The following is a 19,032-nucleotide window of genomic DNA, read 5'->3' on the forward strand; positions in this document are numbered from 1 at the left end:
ACCCCCGGCCTGCACCCACCCCCGGCCTGCACCCACCGACGCTCAGTTCAACATCGCCCGAGCCGTCCGCGCCTCCCCCCGCACCTCCTCGGCGACCGCCTCGTCCACCGCCCCCACCACTTCCGCGTACGCCTCCAACTCCCCGGCCCCCGCCGCGAACTCCCCCCGCTGCACCAACAACACCGCCCGCTCGTAGCGCAACCGCGCCGCATGCGCCGGCAGCAGCAGCGCCAGCTCGATCGCCCACAGCCCCACCGCCGACTGCTCCGGCCGCGCCGCCGCCCACGCCCGGATGTTGTTCAGCACCCGTGCCACCACGTCCAACGGCGCCGCCGGCTCCAGCATCGACGCCCGCAGCTCCGCCCCCGTCGCCCCGGCGACCAGCACCTCCGCGTCCGTACCGCTCAGCAGCCGCCCCCCGTCGTACGGATCGACGAGCACCCGTTCCCCCAGCGCCGCGGACCCGGGGCCGGACGCCGCTCCCGACTCCGCACCGAACCCGACCACGAAGTGCCCCGGCAACGCGACCCCGTACACCGGCGCCCCCGCCCGCCGGGCCACCTCCAGCCACACCACCGACAGCAGGATCGGCAGCCCGCGCCGCCGCCGCACCACCTCGTGCAGCAACGACGACTCCAGCCGCTGGTAGTCCGCGGCGACCCCGTGGAACCCGTACCGCTCGCCGAGCAGGTCCCGCAGCGCCACCGCCCAGGCCCGCGGCGTACCCGGCCGGAACGGCAGCTCTCCGGCCAGCCGGTCCAGTTCCACCTGCACGGCGTCCAGCCCCGCCTCGTCCAGCGCGCCGTCCGCCTCCGCGCCCACCAGCAGGCACAGCGTGGCCAGGTCGGGGCGCTCGGACCGCGCCTCTGCCGCGAACCGCCGCCGCAGTTCGGCCGACCGCTCCGGCGACGGGGGGAGAGGAGGATGAGGAGGACGCATGGCAGGCTCGTGCCCTTTCGGAGCGATGTCTCGGCGGCGGTCTACCGGTCGGCCCCGGCGGCCTCGGGCTCCCGGTAGTGGTGGTAGGCGTGGTGCGGCGCGAAGCCCATCCCGGCGTACAGCGCCCGGGCCCCGGCGTTGTCGGTCTCCACCTGGAGCCACGCCGCCGACGCCCCCTCGTCCAGCGCCCGCCGGGCGAGCGCTGCCAGCACGGCGGTCGCGAGGCCCCGGCGCCGCTGCGCGGGATCGACCTCGACGGCCGCGAAGGAGGCCCAGCGCCCGTCCACGACACACCGTCCGATCGCCGCCACGTCCCCCGGGCCGTTCGCGCCGTCCGCGCCGGGCACCGTGGCGAACCACACCGACGGCCCCGACTCCAGGACCCGCAGCGCCACTTCGCTCACCCCCTTGCGCTGGTACCGGGCCAGCCAGGCTTCGTCCGCCTCCCGGGACAGGACCACACCGGTGCCTTCGGCCAGGTCGGCGACCGGCGCCAGTGGCCCGGTCCACACCTCGGCCGTCACCTCCCGGACCCAGCCCCGCCGCTCCAGCTCCGCGCACAGCGACTCCTGCGTGCCGGCGGCGCCGGTGGCGGTCTGGACGTACGCGGGCAGCCCGCGCCCGCCGTACCAGCGGCGTACGGCCGTCAGCGCCTCGTCCAGCGGCAGCCCCGGATCGCCGAGCGGCAGCACGGAGTTGGCCCGCCGGGTGAAGCCCCCGGCGGCCCGCAGCTCCCACTCGCCGAGCCGCTCGCTCTCCACCGGACGCCAGGACCGCGCGGCTACGCGCGCCAGCTCCTCGTAGGAAGCAACGGGACCGCGACGGCGGGCGGGCGCGGGCGGCACGACCTTTCCGGCGACCAGAGCCGACTCCGCGAAACGGACGGACTCGCCACTCTTTCGTGTGATCAGCAGCACACCATCGGTCCATGATGTGAGAACGCCGACCGTGTCGGTGAACTTCTCACCTGCGACACCAGCTTCGCTCAAGCGCCGTACGGAGACTCGTTTGCCCACGTCAGCAGTGGTGATACGGACCTCAAGACGCCCGGCGGCAGAGAATTCCACGGGTCTGTCCACCCCTCCTGTTCGGATCATGCCCAAGAACGGAGATACTAGGGGCGGGCATCGACGACGCCGCGCTCCCGCGCGCCAGGCGGCGGAGCCTACGGAGGCCCGCCAGCGCCCTATCGAGGAGGAACGACAGCGTGACCTACGTCATCGCGCAGCCTTGTGTCGACGTGAAGGACAAGGCGTGCATCGAGGAGTGCCCGGTCGACTGCATCTACGAGGGCCAGCGGTCCTTGTACATCCACCCGGACGAATGCGTCGACTGTGGTGCCTGTGAGCCGGTCTGCCCGGTCGAGGCGATCTTCTACGAAGACGACACTCCCGAGGAGTGGAAGGACTACTACAAGGCGAACGTCGAGTTCTTCGACGAGCTCGGCTCGCCCGGCGGCGCCAGCAAGCTGGGGCTGATCGAGCGCGACCACCCCTTCGTCGCCGCGCTGCCGCCGCAGAACCAGTAAGAGCGGCCCGCACACGCGCCGCCTCGGTCCCGTACGGCCTGATCACCCCGATCGGCGCCGCACGGGACCGAGGCGTTTGCCGTACCGGCGCCGACGAGGAAAGGGAGCCACCCACCGTGTCCGCAGTCTCCGACCGACTTCCCACCTTCCCCTGGGACAAGCTGGAGCCGTACAAGAAGACGGCCGCAGCGCACCCCGGCGGCATCGTCGACCTCTCGGTCGGCACCCCGGTCGACCCGGTCCCCGAGCTGATCCAGAAGGCCCTGGTCGACGCGGCGGACTCCCCGGGCTACCCGACCGTCTGGGGCACGCCGGCGCTGCGCGACGCGATCACCGGCTGGGTGGAACGCCGCCTCGGCGCCCGCGACGTCACCCACCGCCACGTGCTCCCCATCGTCGGCTCCAAGGAACTCGTCGCCTGGCTCCCGACCCAGCTGGGCCTCGGCCCCGGCGACAAGGTGGCCTTCCCGCGCCTGGCCTACCCGACGTACGAGGTCGGCGCCCGCCTGGCCCGCGCGGAGTACGAGGCGTACGAGGACCCCACCGAGCTGGACCCGGCGGGCCTGAAGCTCCTGTGGCTCAACTCCCCGTCCAACCCGACCGGGAAGGTCCTGTCCAAGGCCGACCTGACCCGGATCGTCGCCTGGGCCCGCGAGCACGGTGTCCTCGTCGTCTCTGACGAGTGCTACCTGGAGCTGGGCTGGGAGGCCGACCCGGTCTCGGTCCTGCACCCGGACGTGAACGGCGGCTCCTACGACGGCCTGGTCGCCGTCCACTCCCTCTCCAAGCGCTCCAACCTCGCGGGCTACCGCGCGGCCTTCCTGGCCGGTGACCCGGCGGTCCTGGGCCCGCTCCTGGAGATCCGCAAGCACGGCGGCATGATGACCTCGGCGCCGACCCAGGCGGCCGTGGTGGCGGCCCTCGGCGACGACGAACACGTCCGCGTCCAGCGTGAGCGCTACGCCGCCCGCCGCTCCGTCCTGCGCGAGGCGCTACTGGGCGCCGGCTTCCGCATCGAACACAGCGAGGCCAGCCTGTACCTCTGGGCCACCCGCGACGAGTCCTGCTGGACCACGGTCGCCCACCTGGCCGAACGCGGCATCCTGGTGGCCCCGGGCGACTTCTACGGCCCAGCGGGCGAAACCTTCGTCCGCGTAGCCCTGACAGCGACAGACGACCGCGTCCAGACAGCGGTGGAGCGCTTGAGGGGCTGAGGGCCTTGGCCCGGCTGTGGGCAATCGTTCCGCAGGGCGAAGGGGGTACCTCCCATGCCCTTCAGGCAATGGGGGAGGGTAGGCACAGCCCCCAACGCCGGGCACGGCTCAACCCACGCCCACGACACCCACGTAGGCAAGCAAAACGCCGGGCCCTGGGAACCCCAGGACCCGGCGCCGTACGAGCCCGGCGCTAGCCGATCGGAAGCCCCTGAACCGGCAGCCCACCCTTGCCCAGCGCGTCCGTCGGCAGCCCACCCTTCGTGGCGGTCGCCGCCGTGTCACCCACGATGTCCCCGGCGGAGCCCGCCGCGTCCCCGGCCGCGTTCTGCGCGGCCGGCGTGGCCTTCTTGACGACCGAACCACCGGTCTTGCCGGCCGTCGGCACGGCCTTCTTGACGGCCTTGCCGCCGGTGTCGCCCGCGGTCTCGGTGACGTTCTGGGCCGCGGAGGCGGCGGTGTTGCCGACGTTCGCCCCGTCCAGGGCGGTCAGTCCCCCGAGGTTCGGGGTGGCCGGCAGTTCGGGAGCCGCGCTGGCGGAGCCGGCCGCACCGACCCCGGCAGCCGCTCCCGCAGCGACGAGCAGCGCGGCACGGGCGATCCGGCGGGTCAGGGGGAGGGACATGATGCTCCTTGGGCGTAAGTCGACAACAACGGTGGGAAATCCGACCGGGCCCGGAGGGCGACCGGAGAGCGATCGACCGGGCTCGGACGCAGTGACTACCGCTCGAGAGCCACGAAGGTTGCGGCGGCCCAACGTAAAGAGTTGGTAATGCGTCGCATTATCAGGTGCACAGAAAAACGGGCAAAAGGACGCCGGTCGGAAAGTCTGCTGAATCCTTACGGCCCTTGAATTTCCCGGGTTCCGACGCCTTCGCGGGTGAGGGTGCGAAAACCCGTGCTCCGCGTCGACTTCGTGCCGACGCGGGTCACTCGCAGAGATGACACTTCGTACGGGCGCGCTACCGGGCGGACGTGATCCGCACCGCTCCCGCCGTCCGCTCCGCGCCCCCCGCGCCCTCGGTGCCCGTCGGGTACCACTTGCTGTCGGTGTTGCCCGCCGTCCACTCCCGGCCCGCGTAGGTGACCCGTTGGATGTGCAGCGAGGAGGCGTTGGCCACCGCCCAGTGCGCCAACTGCCAGCCGCGCCGCCCGTGCTCCCGGGCCGAGCCGGAACCGGTGCCGCCGGTCACCGGCAGCGTCACGGTCCGCTCGTCGGAACCGGTCGCGGGCCGCGGGGACGCGGCGTCGCCGCCCACCTCCGCGCCGGCCGGTCGCAGCACGTCGTGCCCGAAGTCCCGCACCAGCGCCGCGCGGACCGCGTCCGGCCCCTTCTCCGGGGTCGCCCCGGGGCGCCCGTCGCAGGTCAGCGTGGCCGCCGACCGTCCGGTGAGCGCGGCGGCGAGCAGCTCGGCGTCCGGTTCGTGCTTGGCGTAGGCGTACGGGAAGGCGCTGCGCTGCACCCGCTGGGCGGCGTCGGTCAGTGGAAGGTCGAGGTAGCCGGGCACCTCGACCAAGTGGTCGTAGAACAGGCCCGCCGAGTACGCCGGGTCCATGATCTCCGCGGGCTTGCCCCAGCCCTGCGAGGGCCGCTGCTGGAACAGGCCGAGCGAGTCCTTGTCGCCGTGGTCCAGGTTGCGCAGCGCCGACTCCTGCAGCGCGGTCGCCAGCGCGATCGTCACGGCCCGCTCGGGCAGCTTGCGCGCGGTGCCCACGGCGGTGATCGTGGCCGCGTTCACCGCCTGCTCCGGGGTGAACTCGTAGGTCGTCCGGCCGTCCTTGCCGGAGGCCACCTTGCAGCCCGGAGCGCCCGCACCTCCGGTGACGTACTGCACGGCCAGATAACCGGCGACCGCGAGCAGGACCATGGAGGCGGCGCCCGAACGGGCGAGGCGGCCACGGCGTTTGCGAGGTGGGGACGGCTGGAGCACGCGTACAAGGTACTGGAGGGTAGGGTCCGGTGTCCGCCGGGTACGAACCTTGCCCGAAAGGGCAGGGCGCTAGGGTCGGGGCCATGGCCGATACCCCGCTTGACCTCACGCTGGACGCCGCGGAGCTTACCGCGCGGCTCGTCGACTTCCCGTCCGAGAGCGGCACCGAGAAGCCCCTGGCGGACGCGGTCGAGGGCGCCCTGCGGTCCCTGCCCCACCTGTCGGTCGAGCGGTACGGCAACAACGTCGTGGCCCGCACGGACCTGGGCCGGCCGGAGCGCGTGATCCTGGCCGGCCACATCGACACCGTGCCGATCGCGGACAACGTCCCCTCCCGCCTGGACGAGGACGGCGTCCTGTGGGGCTGCGGCACCTGCGACATGAAGGCGGGCGTCGCGGTCCAGCTGCGCATCGCGGCCACCGTCCCCGCCCCCAACCGCGACCTGACCTTCGTCTTCTACGACAACGAGGAGGTCGCCGCCGAGCTGAACGGCCTGAAGCACGTCGCCGAGGCCCACCCCGAGTGGCTGGAGGGCGACTTCGCGGTGCTCCTCGAACCGTCCGACGGCCAGGTGGAGGGCGGCTGCCAGGGCACCCTGCGGGTGCTGCTGAAGACGGCGGGGGAGCGGGCGCACTCGGCGCGTTCCTGGATGGGCTCCAACGCCATCCACGCCGCCGCCCCGATCCTCGCGCGCCTCGCGGCGTACGAGCCCCGCTACCCGGTCATCGACGGCCTGGAGTACCGCGAGGGCCTCAACGCGGTCGGCATCACGGGCGGGGTGGCCGGCAACGTCATCCCCGACGAGTGCGTGGTCACCGTCAACTTCCGCTACGCCCCGGACCGCAGTCCCGAGGAGGCCCTCGCCCACGTGCGCGAGGTCTTCGACGGCTGCGGGGTGACGGACTTCGTGGTCGACGACCACAGCGGCGCGGCCCTGCCCGGCCTGTCCCACCCGGCCGCGGCGGCCTTCATCGAGGCGGTGGGCGGCACCCCGCAGCCGAAGTACGGCTGGACGGACGTGTCCCGCTTCTCGGCGCTCGGCGTCCCGGCGGTCAACTACGGCCCCGGCAACCCGCACTTGGCGCACAAGCGCGACGAGCGGGTCGAGGTGGCGAAGATCCTCGCGGGGGAGGAGCGCCTGCGCTCCTGGCTGACGGCGTGATCCACGGCGGCCGCGGCGGGTTTGTGCCGCTGCGTGGCGGACATGCTGAGGTCCCTCGTACGTAACCCGCGTAGATCTACGCTGAGGTGGAAGAACCCGCAATTGGAGGGAGCGCGCATGGCTACCGGCAACCCCGAGGGCAAGAAGCGGCCACCGGAGGAGCAGCGCCTGGGCCCCGTCCTCCGGCGACGGGACCAGGTCCAGGAGAGCACCACGGACCAGCGCCTGCTGGACGAGCGTGCTCCGACGGACTGGGTCCACACCGACCCCTGGCGCGTCCTGCGCATCCAGTCGGAGTTCATCGAGGGCTTCGGCACGCTGGCCGAACTGCCGCCTGCCATCAGCGTCTTCGGCTCCGCCCGGACGGCCGTGGACTCACCGGAGTACGAGGCGGGCGTGCGGCTGGGCCGCGGCCTGGTGGAGGCGGGCTTCGCCGTCATCACCGGCGGTGGCCCCGGCGCCATGGAGGCGGCCAACAAGGGCGCCCTGGAGGCGAAGGGCACGTCGGTCGGCCTGGGCATCGAGCTGCCCTTCGAGCAGGGGCTCAACCCCTACGTCGACATCGGCCTGAACTTCCGCTACTTCTTCGTCCGCAAGATGATGTTCGTGAAGTACGCGCAGGGCTTCGTCGTGCTGCCCGGCGGCCTCGGCACCCTGGACGAACTCTTCGAGGCCCTCACCCTGGTGCAGACCCAGAAGGTGACCCGCTTCCCCATCGTCCTGTTCGGCTCGGAGTACTGGGGCGGCCTGGTGGACTGGCTCCGCGGCACCCTGGTGGCCCAGGGCAAGGCCGCGGAGAAGGACCTCATGCTCTTCCACGTCACCGACGACGTGGACGAGGCGGTCGCCCTGGTCTCCAAGGAGGCGGGCCGGTAACGCGGCCGGTCACGAGCGGGGGGCGAGCCCCGGGCCGACCCCCGCCGAAGCCCTAGGCCAGCCCCCGCCGGGCCACCGCCGGCTCCCGGTGCCCGGCGATCGCCGCCACCATGTCCAGCACCTGCCGGGTCTCCGCCACCTCGTGCACCCGGTAGACCTGGGCCCCCAGCCACGCCGAGACCGCGGTCGTCGCCAGCGTGCCGATCAGCCGTTCCTTCACCGGCCGGTCCAGCGTCTCCCCGACGAAGTCCTTGTTGGACAGGGACACCAGCACCGGCCATCCCGTCTCCACCATCTCCCCGAGCCGCCGCGTCGCCTCCAGGCTGTGCCGGGTGTTCTTCCCGAAGTCGTGCCCGGGGTCGATCAGCACCGACTCCCGCGGCACCCCCAGCCCCACCGCCCGCTCGGCCAGCCCCAGGGTCACCTGGAGGATGTCCGCCATGACGTCCTCGTACGTCACCCGGTGCGGCCGCGTCCGCGGCTCGGCGCCGCCCGCGTGCGTGCACACCAGCCCCACCCCGTACCGGGCCGCGACCTCCGCGAGCTTCGGGTCGACGCCGCCCCACGCGTCGTTCAGCAGGTCCGCCCCGGCCTCGCACACGGCCTCGCCGACCTCGTGCCGCCAGGTGTCCACGCTGATCACGACGTCCGGGAACCGCCGCCGTACCTCCGCGACGAACCCCACCGTCCGCCGTGCCTCCTCCGCGGCCGACACCTCGTCCCCCGGACCGGCCTTCACCCCGCCGACGTCGATGATCGCGGCGCCCTCGGCCACGGCCTGCTCCACGCGCGCGAGGGCGGGCTCGTCGCCGAAGGTCGCCCCCCGGTCGTAGAAGGAGTCCGGGGTCCGGTTCACGATCGCCATGATCACCGGCTCGTGCGCCGCGAATTCGCGCCTGCCCAGCCTGAGCATCCCCTGTGACATCTCCTCGTCCACACCGTTCTCTCGTGCCGCTCTCGACCCCGGGCGGGCGGCCCTTCGACCACCGCGGCCCCGGCTGTCAGACTCGCATGGCACGATCGGACCCGACACAACCGACTCCGGCACAACCGACGCCGACCCGACCATGGGGGCCCAGCGATGGTCATGTTCCTGTTCCTCGTCATCGCGCTGGCCGTCGTCGTGGCCGCGGTGACGCTCGCCGTGGTGGGCGGCGGCGAGAGCGGGCCGCTGCCCGACGCCGCACCCGAACGGGTGAGGGACGCGCTGCCTCCGGACCGTCCAGTGGGCCGCGGGGACGTGGAGCGGCTGCGCTTCCCGCTCGTGGTCCGCGGCTACCGCATGGCCGACGTCGACGACGCCCTCAGCCGCCTCGGCGCCGAGCTGGCCGAGCGCGAGGCCCGGATCGCCGACCTGGAGTCCGCGCTGGCGGGCGCCCGGGCCGCGGCGGCCCACCGCCACGTCGTCATGGACAAGCCGGCCCAGGGGGAGCAGCAGTGAGCGCCGGGGAGGCCGTCGCGGGCCCGGACGGCGCGCTGCGCTGCCCCTGGGCGCTGTCCACCGCGGACTACGTCACGTACCACGACGACGAGTGGGGCCGCCCGGTCCACGGCGACGACGCGCTGTACGAGCGGCTCAGCCTGGAGGCCTTCCAGTCCGGCCTGTCCTGGATCACCATCCTGCGCCGCCGCACCGGCTTCCGCGGCGCCTTCGCCGGCTTCGAGATCGCCAAGGTCGCGGCCTTCACCGACACCGACCGCGAGCGCCTGCTCGCCGACACCGGCATCATCCGCAACCGCGCCAAGATCGACGCGACCCTCGCCAACGCGCGCGTGCTGGCCGAGTGGACCCCCGGCGACCTGGACGAGCTGATCTGGTCGCACGCCCCGGACCCGGCCGGACGACCGGCTCCGAAGACCCTCACCGAGGTCCCGGCCGTGACCCCGGAGTCCACGGCGCTGTCCAAGGCCCTGAAGAAGCGGGGCCTGCGCTTCGTCGGCCCGACGACGGCGTACGCGATGATGCAGGCGTGCGGACTGGTCGACGACCACCTGGCAGCGTGCGTGGCCCGCAGACCCTGAGCCGCCGACCCCCTCGCACCGACCACCCGCCGCCCAGCCGCCTGCCACCGACGCCCTGTCACCCGCCCGCCTGCCAGCCGCCGTGGGTGGCCTGTCACCGGACCGTCTGTCGTCGTCACCGGTCACGGGCGGCCTCACCGGCGGCCCGCTGTCAGCTGCCGGGCTGCTTGCCGCCCGTCCTCGGCCGTCAGCCGTGTGCCGGCGGGACGCTTGTCGACGTCACCGGCCGCCCGCGGCCTGTCACCGGTCGCCAGGCGGCGGACGGCGGCGCATGCCTGCCGGTGTTCGTCTACCGGCCCAGGTACTTCGGCTTCTCCTTCTCGACGAACGCCCGCACCGCGATCGCGTGGTCCTCGGAGGCGCCCGCCCGCGACTGCAGCTCGTCCTCCTTGTCCAGCGTCTCGGACAGCGAGTGCGTCAGCCCGTACGCCATCGCCTCCTTCATCGCCGCGTACGCCACCGTCGGCCCCTCGGCGAGCGCCCGCGCCGTCTTCTCGGCCTCGGCGCGCAGATCGGCGGCGGGGACGACCCGGGTCGCGATGCCCAGCTCGTACGCCTCCTGCGCGCGGATGCTGCGCGGGAAGAGCAGCAGGTCGGCGGCGCGGCCGGGGCCGACGACGCGCGGCAGCGTCCAGGAGATGCCGGAGTCCGCGGTGAGCGCCACGCCCGCGAAGGACGTGTTGAACGCCGCCGTGTCCGCGACGATCCGGTAGTCCGCGGCGAGCGCGAAACCGAGCCCCGCTCCGGCCGCCACGCCGTTCACCGCGGCGACCACCGGCTTCTCGGCGCCGGCGAGCGCCCGGACGATCGGGTTGTAGTGCTCGCGCACCGTGCTCATCGTCTGCCCCGAGCCGGTCTCCCGGTCGGCGGCCAGCAGCCCGATGTGCTCCTTGAGGTCCTGGCCGACACAGAACGCCCGGTCCCCGGCCGCGGTCAGCAGCACCGCCCGTACGGCGTCGTCCGCCGCCGCGGAGCGCACCGCGTCCCGGAGGGCGACCTTGGTCTCGATGTTCAGCGCGTTCATCGCCTCGGGGCGGTTCAGCGTGATCGTCGCGAGCCCGTCGCTCACTTCGTAGAGCACGGTGTCGGCCATGGAGATCCCCTCCGCGTCGTGGCATGCAGTGGCATGTGTCCGGGAGACAGCATGACGGAGATCACCGGGAACGGATCGCTCGTGAGGTGTGACCTGCGTCAAAGAAATCCGGTCCGTATCCATTCGGTGGAAGTGGGTGAGGGCGCGCAGTATCGCAGTCACATCGCCGAATTGAGTGGTTTTGATCGCGCGCGTTGCCCAAGCGATGCCGACCGATGTTGGTCATCGGGTCCTGGGATGCGGGATAATGGCTGGGAAGCAATGTGTTCGATGCCGGTGTCGCGCGTCCATGCCGGACTGCGCGTGCCCTCACGGGCCGTCGGCGGTGACGGTGAGCTGGTATCAGGAAGGGGAACGAGCATGGCGGCCATGAAGCCGCGGACGGGCGATGGCCCGCTCGAGGTGACCAAGGAGGGGCGGGGCATCGTCATGCGCGTTCCGCTCGAAGGCGGCGGGCGGCTCGTCGTCGAGCTGACCCCCGATGAGGCCGACGCGCTCGGCGACGCACTCAAGAAGGTCGTCGGCTGACGCGCGAGCGACCATACCCGTTCAGTCGCCCCGGTACCGTTCGCGGTGCCGGGGTGATTGTTCTCCCGGGGTCAGCGCTTCACGGCGCACAGCAGTCCGTCGCCCACCGGGAGCAGTGACGGCACCAGTTCCTGGCTCTCCCGCACCGCGCGCAGCAGTTCCCGCACCCGCAGCACCTCGGTGGGCTGCGGTCCCGAGTCGATCGTGCGCCCGGCGCCGAAGACGCCCTCGAAGGCGACGAGACCCCCGGGGCGCAGCAGGCGCAACGATTCAGCGAGGTAGTCCAGGTACTCCAGACGGTCGCCGTCGCAGAAGACCAGGTCGTATCCGGCGTCCGCGAGCCGGGGCAGCACGTCCAGGGCGCGCCCGGGAATGAACCGGGCCCGGTTGCTGGCGAAGCCCGCGGCCCGGAAGGCCTGGCGGGCGAACTGCTGGTGCTCCGGCTCCGGGTCGACGGTGGTCAGTACCCCGTCCGGCCGCATGCCGTGCAGCAGATGGATACCGGAGACGCCGCAGCCGGTGCCGATCTCCGCGACGGCCTTGGCGTCCACGGCGGCGGCGAGCAACCCCAGGGCGGATCCCGTGCCCGGGGTCACCGAGCGCAGGCCCGCCTCGCGGGCCCGGTCGCGTGCCCAGAGCAGCGCGTCGTCCTCGGCGACATAGGCGTCGGCGAACGCCCAGCTCGTCTGCCGGTTGCCGGTAATGGCCCTCTCCTGTCCCCGTCGTTGCCTCGGCGTGACTGTATCCGTTGGCGTCGGGAACCCGCAGATGGGACCAGTCGTTTAAAGGGGGAAGCAAAGAGGCGGTGCCGAAGAGGCGATCGAGCGGGCCGGGGACGAGCCGTACCGGCGCAGATCAAATTCTCGTAAAACCGCTTATCCGGAGCTAACGGGCGAGGTGGCTATGGTAGGGGCTCCACTGGACACCACCAGAGCCGACAGGGGAGGTGCGGCCGCACCCGCGGATCGGGGTGGAGTGCTGAGGCGCTTCCTCGGATCGGCAGGCAGGCCGAAATCCGTGAACGACACCGCTGCTGACCACAGCCACGCCGACGGTCCCACCACGGGACACGCCCAGACCGCGACCTTCTCCAGCGACGCGGACGGGCAGGCGTGGACTCCGCCCACCTGGGAGGAGATCGTCAGCACCCACAGCGGCCGGGTCTACCGCCTCGCCTACCGCCTCACGGGCAACCAGCACGATGCCGAGGACCTCACCCAAGAGGTCTTCGTCCGTGTCTTCCGCTCCCTGTCGACCTACACGCCGGGCACCTTCGAGGGCTGGCTGCACCGCATCACGACCAATCTCTTCCTGGACATGGTCCGCCGCAAGCAGCGCATCCGGTTCGACGCGCTGGGCGACGACGCGGCCGAGCGGCTGCCCAGCAGGGAGCCCACCCCGCAGCAGCTCTTCCACGACGCCCACTTCGACGCGGACGTCCAGCAGGCGTTGGACACTCTCGCGCCCGAGTTCCGCGCCGCCGTCGTCCTGTGCGACATCGAAGGGCTGTCGTACGAGGAGATCGCCGCGACCCTCGGCGTCAAGCTGGGCACCGTGCGCTCCCGCATCCACCGCGGCCGTTCGCAGCTGCGCAAGGCCCTCGCGCACCGGTCCCCGAAGGCGCGGGCCGACCGTCGCTCGTTCGCGGCCGGTGTGCCCGCACTGGGAGGAGGGGGCACGAGCGCGTGAGTGGGTCACGGCCTGAGTCCGAGGGACACCTCGCAGAGCAGCACCTGGGAGACCGACTCTCCGCCCTGGTGGACGGAGAGCTCGGTCATGACGCGCGTGAGCGCGTGCTGGCGCATGTGGCGACCTGCCCGAAGTGCAAGGCGGAGGTCGACGCCCAGCGCCGGTTGAAGAACGTCTTCGCGGAAGCGGCCCCCCCGGCGCCGTCCGAGAGCTTCCTGGCCCGCCTCCAGGGGCTTCCCGGCGGCGGTGACTCCGACGGTGGCGGTTCGCCGTTCAGCGGGCTGCCCGGAGGCTTCGGCGCGTCCGCGGCCTCCGGTGTCCTCGGCCCGGGGCGGGGCGAGCGGTTCGAGTTCGACTACGTCCCCGCCGGGTCGCACGCCCCGGTGCTGCCGTCCGCCACGTCGGGGCGCGGCTTCCGCATCCACGAGGTGGGCAGGCCGGAGTCCGACCGTTCGGCCTCGCGCAGCCTGCGGTTCGCCTTCGCCGCCGCCGGAGCGGTGTCGCTGGCCGCGATCGCGCTGGGCGGCGTCACCCTCGGCACCCCGGACACCACCACCGAGGCACGCGGCTCGGGCAGCGGCAGCAATGTGACGCCGCTGCGCACCCCGGGCTCGGCCGCGGCCACCGGTTCCGAGAGCCAGCGCCGCCGCACCGGCGGTCCGCTGCTCGGGCAGGGGCAGCGCGGGCTCGGTGACCTCCCCGTCGCCTCCACCACGGCCTCGGCGCCACTGCTGCCCGGGATGCCGTCCCCCGCCGGGGGTGACGCACGGCAGCAGGCGGTCCGGGCGCTGACCACTCCGGTGACGGCCGGTGCCGCCGCCATGTCCCCGCTGATACGTCCGCTGGAAGCCGTTCCGCCGCTCTCCCTGAGCTCCTGGTCGGCGGCGCCCGAGGTCAGGCCGCCCGGCCTGCTCGCCGCCCCCGACCCCGCCCCGTCCCCCTACCCGGCGGCTTCCCCGGCCGCCTCCTACCCTCCGGTTCGCTGACGGGATCTGCGCGCCGGTCCGGGAACCTGATTGAATCCGGAGTGGCGCCAGAGCCCCAGGCCCTGTCGTCACGTTCCCGCCTGCCCGGCGACGCCATGCACGTACTCTCGCTGCACCGAGAGCCACGCACCTGACTCCGCCGGGCCCGCCCTTCGGGGGGACGACGGGAAGGGGACGACAGGACCTGGGAGCCGACGATCTGCGGCCAGCTGCAGGGGAGAACATGAACGAGGGGAAGCCCACGAAGGCCAAGTGGTGGAGTCGTCCCCGCTCGTCCGAGGACGCACCCGACGGCGACTTCGAACTGGAACGCCCTCGCCCGGCCCCCACCACGGGCACGGGCACGGCCACCGACGACCGGGCGACCGACGGGGGCGACTTCGAGCTGGCCCGCCCGGCGGCGGCGACCCCCCGCGCGACCGACGCGGGCGACTACGAGCTGGACCTGCCTCCGGGCGCACACCGGCAGCCGGGCGCCGACGCCTCCGAGCCGGCGGAGGCCGGCGGACCACGGCAGGACGGGCTTCCTGCCGGTCCGCCGACGGATGCCGGTCTGCCCCGGCAGGAGGACCGGCAGGGCGCCCCGGTGGTGGACGCGGGGTCGCGGTCCCACGCGGGGACCGGTTCCGCTCCGGCCGGCGACGGCACGCCCGACGCCGAGCGGCCCAAGCCGCTGCACGAACCCGACCCGTACAGCACCCCGCCGTACGGTGAGCCCGGCCCCTGGGCCCCCGCACCGCCGGTCCAGCACCCCGCGGCCACCCCGGCGCACGGCACGGTGACGGCGACGGCGCCGCACGCCCCCGTCCCGCCCGCGACGGAGGGCCCGCACGCCCAGGTGCCGCACCCGAGCGCGTCGTCGGTGTCTCCGCCTCCGGGCGCGGTGCCCGACCCCGCGTTCGCGGATGCCCCGCCTCCGGTGCCGCGGACGGCACAGGAGCAGCATCCGGCGGCGGCCGCCCCGGCGTACGACACGGCGCCCCACGACGCGGCCCCGCCCGCGGCCGCGCCCGCCCCGCCCTCCGCCCCGTCGCCGACGACGGCGCCCGACCCCTGGGCGGGCCCGACGGCCCCGCCGCCCGGCGCCGAAGCGGCCGCCGATCCGTGGGGGCGTTACGACCCCTGGGCCGCCTCCGCCCAGCACCACGACGCGGCCGACCGAGCGCCGAAGCGGCGACGCGGGCCGCGCACGAAGGCACTCGTCGGCGGGGCGCTGCTCATCGCCCTGGTCTCCGGCGGCATCGGCGGCGGCGTGGGCGCGTACCTGGAACGGAACGGCGGCGTGGGGACCGTCGAGCTGCCCCAGGCCGGACCCGAGGCGGCCGAGCGGGACCCGGACAGCGTCGCGGGCATCGCCGCGCGTGCCCTGCCCAGCGTGGTGACCCTGCACGTGAGCGGCAGCGAGGCGGCGGGCACCGGCACCGGGTTCGTACTCGACGACCGCGGCCACATCCTGACCAACAACCACGTCGTGGAGCCCGCCGGCTCCGGCGGCGAGATCACCGTGACCTTCAACAGCGGCGACACCGCCGAGGCCGAGGTCGTCGGCCGGGACAGCGGGTACGACCTCGCCGTGGTGAAGGTCAAGGGCGTCAGCGGCCTCACCCCCCTGCCCCTCGGCAACTCCGACAACGTCCGCGTCGGCGACCCCGTCGTCGCCATCGGCGCCCCCTTCGACCTGGCCGGCACGGTCACCTCCGGCATCATCAGCGCCAAGGAACGGCCCATCACCGCGGGCGGCGAGGAGGGCGACGGCAGCGACATCTCGTACGTCGACGCCCTGCAGACCGACGCGCCCATCAACCCCGGCAACTCCGGCGGCCCCCTCCTGGACGCGCGAGGCCGGGCCATCGGCATCAACTCCGCCATCCGCTCCGCCGACAGCGGCAGCGCCGAGTCGGACGACGCGCAGTCCGGTTCGATAGGCCTCGGTTTCGCCATCCCCATCAACCAGGGCAAGCGCGTCGCCGAGGAACTGATCAACACCGGCAAGGCCGCCCACCCGGTCATCGGCATCACCCTCGACATGAACTACACGGGTGACGGCGCCCGCGTGAGTGCCAAGGGCAGCGACGGCGGACCCGCGGTCACCACCGGCGGCCCCGGCGCGAAGGCGGGCATCAAGCCCGGGGACGTGATCACCGCGGTCGACGGACAGCGCGTGCACTCCGGCGAGGAACTCATCGTCAAGACCCGCGCCCACCGCCCCGGCGACCGCCTGGAACTGACCCTGGAACGCGACGGCAAGGAGACGAAGGTCTCACTGGTGCTCGGCTCCTCCGGCGGCGACTGACCGCCGGAAGGTCCCGACAAGGCGCCAGGAAGGCAAACAATTCGGAAAGCGCTCACGTACACCCACTCGGGGCTCACGGGACGGTACCGGTCGGACGGGGTCGGCGGGTACCGTGGTGGCGGCCCGGACATCCCAAGGAGCTTCAGGTGTTCAATGACATAGGCGCACTAGAGCTGGTGACGCTCGTCGTCCTCGCCGTGCTCGTCTTCGGTCCGGACAAGCTCCCCAAGGTCATCCAGGACGTGACGCGCACCATCCGGAAGATCCGGGAGTTCTCGGACAGCGCCAAGCAGGACATCCGTCAGGAGCTGGGCCCCGAGTTCAAGGACTTCGAGTTCGAGGACCTCAACCCCAAGACGTTCATCCGCAAGCAGTTGGACAACGACGAGCTGGGGCTCAAGGAGCTCCGCAACGGCTTCGACCTGAAGAAGGAGATGGCCGAGGTCACCGACGCGGTCCACGGCCGCGACCCGGAGCCGTCGTCCTCCGGATCGTCGTCCTCGGGGTCGTCGTCCGCCGCGTCCGGCAGCGGCCGCGTCGACATGTCGAAGAAGCCCGAGCAGCCCGGGAAGACCGACAAGCCCGCCGCCGACGACCGCCCGCCGTTCGACATGGACGCCACCTGACCCTGGCCCACCACGCGCCCGGCCCGCGGGCCGGGAACGTGACGTGTCTCATACTCCGGACGGGGCGCACAGGCCCCGAAGGCGACGCCCGCGCGGCTCACGCGCCGGGCGATTTCCCGGCTGCCGCCAGTGGGGTGGCTATGCTGCCCGAGTTGTTGTGCGGACCGGACGAGTGCGCCCGAAGGGGGGCGGGCCGTTCCGGTCCGACGAGAGCGAGGAGGCGTCCGGGCACATGGAGACGACGAGTCGGGCAGTCGCGCAGACGCCGGCCGCGGAGGGCGGACCACAGTCCCCCTCCGGCCGGCGTACGGTCGACGGCTACCTGCGTGCGCCCTTCCCGTGGTACGGCCTCGACGAGGCCTTCACGGGGCGGCGCCGACTGATGCAGATCGGTACGGCGGCCGACGGGGCCGTGGAACACGGCTCGATCGGGCACGGCGACGAACCGTCGGTGCGCAACGAGCATGTGGCGGGCGACGAGCAGGACGCCAAGGAGAAGTTCGCGGTCGTCGTGACCGTCGCGGCCAACCCCGACCGGCGCAGCGCCGACGGCACCGGCCTGCTGGAGGCCACCTCGGTGTCCTCGGCGGCCTGGCTGGCCGGAGTGGGGCTGCTGTCCTTCACCTGGCCCGGCCAGATGGACCACTCGCTGCGCGACGACTGGCTGGAACAGCAGACGGAGACCGCGTGGGTCCTCGCGGACGACCTCGACGGCGAGGACTGGACGACGCTGTCCCTGCCGGTGGACGGCGTACCGACGCCCTTCCACTACCGGGAGTCCGAGTTCGGCTGGGTGCTGGCCGGTTCGACCGAGCAGGGCGTGCACCTCGGCGCGTACGGGCGGGGCATGAGCGCCTACGGGCTGGCCTTCGCCGTGGTCAAGGACATCGCCGCGTACGCCTAGCCGGGGGCCCTCCCGCAGCCGTGCGTACGACGAGGGGCGCCGTCCGACGGACAGCGCCCCTGCTTCCGTACGCGTATCCCGTACGGAACGTCAGAACTTGTTCTTCGGCGTGATCCCCAGCGACAGCCCGGAAAGGCCCCGCTGCCGCCCTCCGAGCTTGCCCGCGATCGAGCGCAGGGCCGCGCCGGCCGGGGAGTCCGGGTCGGACAGGACGACGGGCTTGCCCTCGTCGCCGCCCTCGCGCAGCCGGACGTCGATCGGGATGGCGCCGAGGACCGGCACCGACGCACCGGTCGTACGGGTCAGGCCGTCGGCGACCGACTGCCCGCCGCCGGTGCCGAAGACGTCGACCATCTCGCCGCAGTGCGGGCAGGGCAGCCCGGACATGTTCTCCACCACGCCGACGATCTTCTGGTGGGTCTGCACGGCGATGGCGCCGGCCCGCTCCGCCACCTCGGCGGCGGCCTGCTGAGGGGTCGTCACGACCAGGATCTCGGCGTTCGGCACCAGCTGCGCCACCGAGATCGCGATGTCGCCGGTGCCGGGCGGCAGGTCGAGCAGCAGGACGTCCAGGTCGCCCCAGTACACGTCCGCCAGGAACTGCTGGAGCGCGCGGTGCAGCATCGGGCCGCGCCAGACCACCGGCGCGTTGCCCGGGGTGAACATGCCGATCGAGATGACCTTCACGCCGTTGGCCGAAGGCGGCATGATCATGTTCTCGACCTGGGTGGGACGCCCGTCGGCGCCCAGCATGCGCGGCACCGAGTGGCCGTAGATGTCGGCGTCGACGACACCGACCTTCAGACCGTCGGCCGCCATCGAGGCCGCCAGGTTCACCGTCACCGAGGACTTGCCGACGCCGCCCTTGCCGGACGCGACCGCGTACACCCGGGTCAGGCTGCCGGGCTTGGCGAAGGGCACCTCGCGCTCGGTCTGCCCGCCGCGCAGGGCGGTGGCCAGCTCCTTGCGCTGCTCGTCGCTCATCACGTCCAGCTCGACGTCGACGCGCGTGACACCCTCGACCGCCGCCACCGCGTCCGTCACGCGCTGCGTGATGGTGTCCCGCATGGGGCAGCCGGAGACCGTCAGGTACACGGCGACCGCGACCGCTCCGTCCGCGCCGATGTCCACCGACTTGACCATCCCCAGCTCGGTGATGGGCCGGTTGATCTCGGGGTCGTTCACCGTCGCCAGTGCTTCGCGCACCGCGTCTTCCGTAGCCATAGGGTCGATGGTACGG

At 73.0% G+C, this 19,032-nt stretch carries 20 protein-coding genes; 12 read left to right on the top strand and 8 right to left on the bottom strand.

Annotation, left to right across the window (positions count from 1 at the left end; translation table 11 throughout):
- Positions 1 to 42 precede the first annotated feature (42 nt).
- Positions 43 to 939, bottom strand: coding sequence for a transglutaminase-like domain-containing protein (locus ACZ7MF_RS05225; protein ID WP_471474609.1), 897 nt, complete (start codon positions 937 to 939; stop codon positions 43 to 45).
- 41 nt (positions 940 to 980) lie between these two features.
- Positions 981 to 2,006, bottom strand: coding sequence for a GNAT family N-acetyltransferase (locus tag ACZ7MF_RS05230; protein WP_471474610.1), 1,026 nt, complete (start codon positions 2,004 to 2,006; stop codon positions 981 to 983).
- Positions 2,007 to 2,146: 140 nt separating this feature from the next.
- Here ACZ7MF_RS05230 and fdxA point away from each other — a divergent pair, with 140 nt between their 5' ends.
- Together fdxA and ACZ7MF_RS05240 are read left to right on the top strand one after the other, a co-directional pair.
- Complete coding sequence (gene fdxA, locus ACZ7MF_RS05235) at positions 2,147 to 2,467, top strand: ferredoxin (RefSeq protein WP_003973842.1); 321 nt, start codon at positions 2,147 to 2,149, stop codon at positions 2,465 to 2,467.
- 116 nt (positions 2,468 to 2,583) lie between these two features.
- A complete protein-coding gene (locus ACZ7MF_RS05240) occupies positions 2,584 to 3,681 on the top strand; it encodes a bifunctional succinyldiaminopimelate transaminase/glutamate-prephenate aminotransferase (protein WP_471474612.1) in 1,098 nt (365 codons plus the stop codon).
- 193 nt (positions 3,682 to 3,874) lie between these two features.
- Here the strand turns inward: ACZ7MF_RS05240 and ACZ7MF_RS05245 are convergent, their stop codons facing one another.
- Positions 3,875 to 4,306, bottom strand: a complete 432-nt coding sequence (locus tag ACZ7MF_RS05245) for an ATP-binding protein (RefSeq protein WP_471474613.1) — start codon at positions 4,304 to 4,306, stop codon at positions 3,875 to 3,877.
- 337 nt (positions 4,307 to 4,643) lie between these two features.
- Positions 4,644 to 5,612: a heavy metal transporter gene (locus ACZ7MF_RS05250; protein ID WP_471474614.1), complete on the bottom strand. Its 969-nt coding sequence runs from the start codon at positions 5,610 to 5,612 to the stop codon at positions 4,644 to 4,646.
- 83 nt (positions 5,613 to 5,695) lie between these two features.
- Here ACZ7MF_RS05250 and dapE point away from each other — a divergent pair, with 83 nt between their 5' ends.
- Both dapE and ACZ7MF_RS05260 read left to right on the top strand, forming a co-directional pair.
- Positions 5,696 to 6,775 carry a succinyl-diaminopimelate desuccinylase gene (gene dapE / locus ACZ7MF_RS05255; protein ID WP_471474616.1) on the top strand — a complete coding sequence of 360 codons (1,080 nt, stop codon included), beginning with the start codon at positions 5,696 to 5,698 and terminating at the stop codon, positions 6,773 to 6,775.
- Positions 6,776 to 6,892: 117 nt separating this feature from the next.
- On the top strand, positions 6,893 to 7,651 hold the full coding sequence (locus ACZ7MF_RS05260) for an LOG family protein (RefSeq protein ID WP_356856515.1): 759 nt from the start codon (positions 6,893 to 6,895) through the stop codon (positions 7,649 to 7,651).
- A gap of 52 nt (positions 7,652 to 7,703) precedes the next feature.
- Here ACZ7MF_RS05260 and folP read toward each other — a convergent pair whose 3' ends face one another.
- Positions 7,704 to 8,564 (bottom strand): dihydropteroate synthase, encoded by an 861-nt coding sequence (gene folP / locus ACZ7MF_RS05265; protein WP_471474617.1) that lies wholly within the window; start codon positions 8,562 to 8,564, stop codon positions 7,704 to 7,706.
- Positions 8,565 to 8,732: 168 nt separating this feature from the next.
- Between folP and ACZ7MF_RS05270 the strand changes: the two genes are divergently transcribed.
- Entirely contained in the window at positions 8,733 to 9,092 is a 360-nt protein-coding gene (locus tag ACZ7MF_RS05270; protein ID WP_471474619.1) for a DivIVA domain-containing protein, read from the top strand.
- Entirely contained in the window at positions 9,089 to 9,673 is a 585-nt protein-coding gene (locus ACZ7MF_RS05275; protein WP_471474620.1) for a DNA-3-methyladenine glycosylase I, read from the top strand. Before ACZ7MF_RS05270 ends, ACZ7MF_RS05275 begins: the two co-directional genes overlap by 4 nt.
- A 289-nt stretch (positions 9,674 to 9,962) precedes the next feature.
- On the opposite strand, the gene chcB is transcribed toward ACZ7MF_RS05275, so the two are convergent.
- Positions 9,963 to 10,772 (bottom strand): 2-cyclohexenylcarbonyl CoA isomerase, encoded by an 810-nt coding sequence (chcB, locus tag ACZ7MF_RS05280; protein ID WP_471475195.1) that lies wholly within the window; start codon positions 10,770 to 10,772, stop codon positions 9,963 to 9,965.
- A 354-nt stretch (positions 10,773 to 11,126) separates the two neighbouring features.
- On the opposite strand from chcB, the gene ACZ7MF_RS05285 reads away from it, so the two are divergent.
- Positions 11,127 to 11,294: a DUF3117 domain-containing protein gene (locus ACZ7MF_RS05285; RefSeq protein ID WP_003966491.1), complete on the top strand. Its 168-nt coding sequence runs from the start codon at positions 11,127 to 11,129 to the stop codon at positions 11,292 to 11,294.
- Positions 11,295 to 11,365: 71 nt separating this feature from the next.
- On the opposite strand, the gene ACZ7MF_RS05290 is transcribed toward ACZ7MF_RS05285, so the two are convergent.
- Positions 11,366 to 12,064: an O-methyltransferase gene (locus tag ACZ7MF_RS05290; RefSeq protein WP_161337139.1), complete on the bottom strand. Its 699-nt coding sequence runs from the start codon at positions 12,062 to 12,064 to the stop codon at positions 11,366 to 11,368.
- 247 nt (positions 12,065 to 12,311) lie between these two features.
- Here ACZ7MF_RS05290 and sigE point away from each other — a divergent pair, with 247 nt between their 5' ends.
- The 5 genes from sigE (at position 12,312) to ACZ7MF_RS05315 (ending at position 17,792) form a co-directional block, all read left to right on the top strand.
- Positions 12,312 to 12,983: an RNA polymerase sigma factor SigE gene (gene sigE, locus ACZ7MF_RS05295; RefSeq protein ID WP_115744061.1), complete on the top strand. Its 672-nt coding sequence runs from the start codon at positions 12,312 to 12,314 to the stop codon at positions 12,981 to 12,983.
- Entirely contained in the window at positions 12,980 to 13,969 is a 990-nt protein-coding gene (locus tag ACZ7MF_RS05300; RefSeq protein ID WP_471474621.1) for an anti-sigma factor family protein, read from the top strand. Before sigE ends, ACZ7MF_RS05300 begins: the two co-directional genes overlap by 4 nt.
- A gap of 223 nt (positions 13,970 to 14,192) precedes the next feature.
- Complete coding sequence (locus ACZ7MF_RS05305; protein WP_471474622.1) at positions 14,193 to 16,262, top strand: S1C family serine protease; 2,070 nt, start codon at positions 14,193 to 14,195, stop codon at positions 16,260 to 16,262.
- A 146-nt stretch (positions 16,263 to 16,408) separates the two neighbouring features.
- Positions 16,409 to 16,888, top strand: coding sequence for a sec-independent translocase (locus tag ACZ7MF_RS05310; RefSeq protein WP_471474623.1), 480 nt, complete (start codon positions 16,409 to 16,411; stop codon positions 16,886 to 16,888).
- Between the two features lie 232 nt (positions 16,889 to 17,120).
- Positions 17,121 to 17,792 (top strand): hypothetical protein, encoded by a 672-nt coding sequence (locus ACZ7MF_RS05315; protein ID WP_356856531.1) that lies wholly within the window; start codon positions 17,121 to 17,123, stop codon positions 17,790 to 17,792.
- A 90-nt stretch (positions 17,793 to 17,882) separates the two neighbouring features.
- On the opposite strand, the gene ACZ7MF_RS05320 is transcribed toward ACZ7MF_RS05315, so the two are convergent.
- A complete protein-coding gene (locus ACZ7MF_RS05320) occupies positions 17,883 to 19,016 on the bottom strand; it encodes an Mrp/NBP35 family ATP-binding protein (RefSeq protein WP_471474624.1) in 1,134 nt (377 codons plus the stop codon).
- Positions 19,017 to 19,032 lie beyond the last annotated feature (16 nt).

It is taken from the genome of Streptomyces sp. NPDC111628, assembly GCF_055635195.1.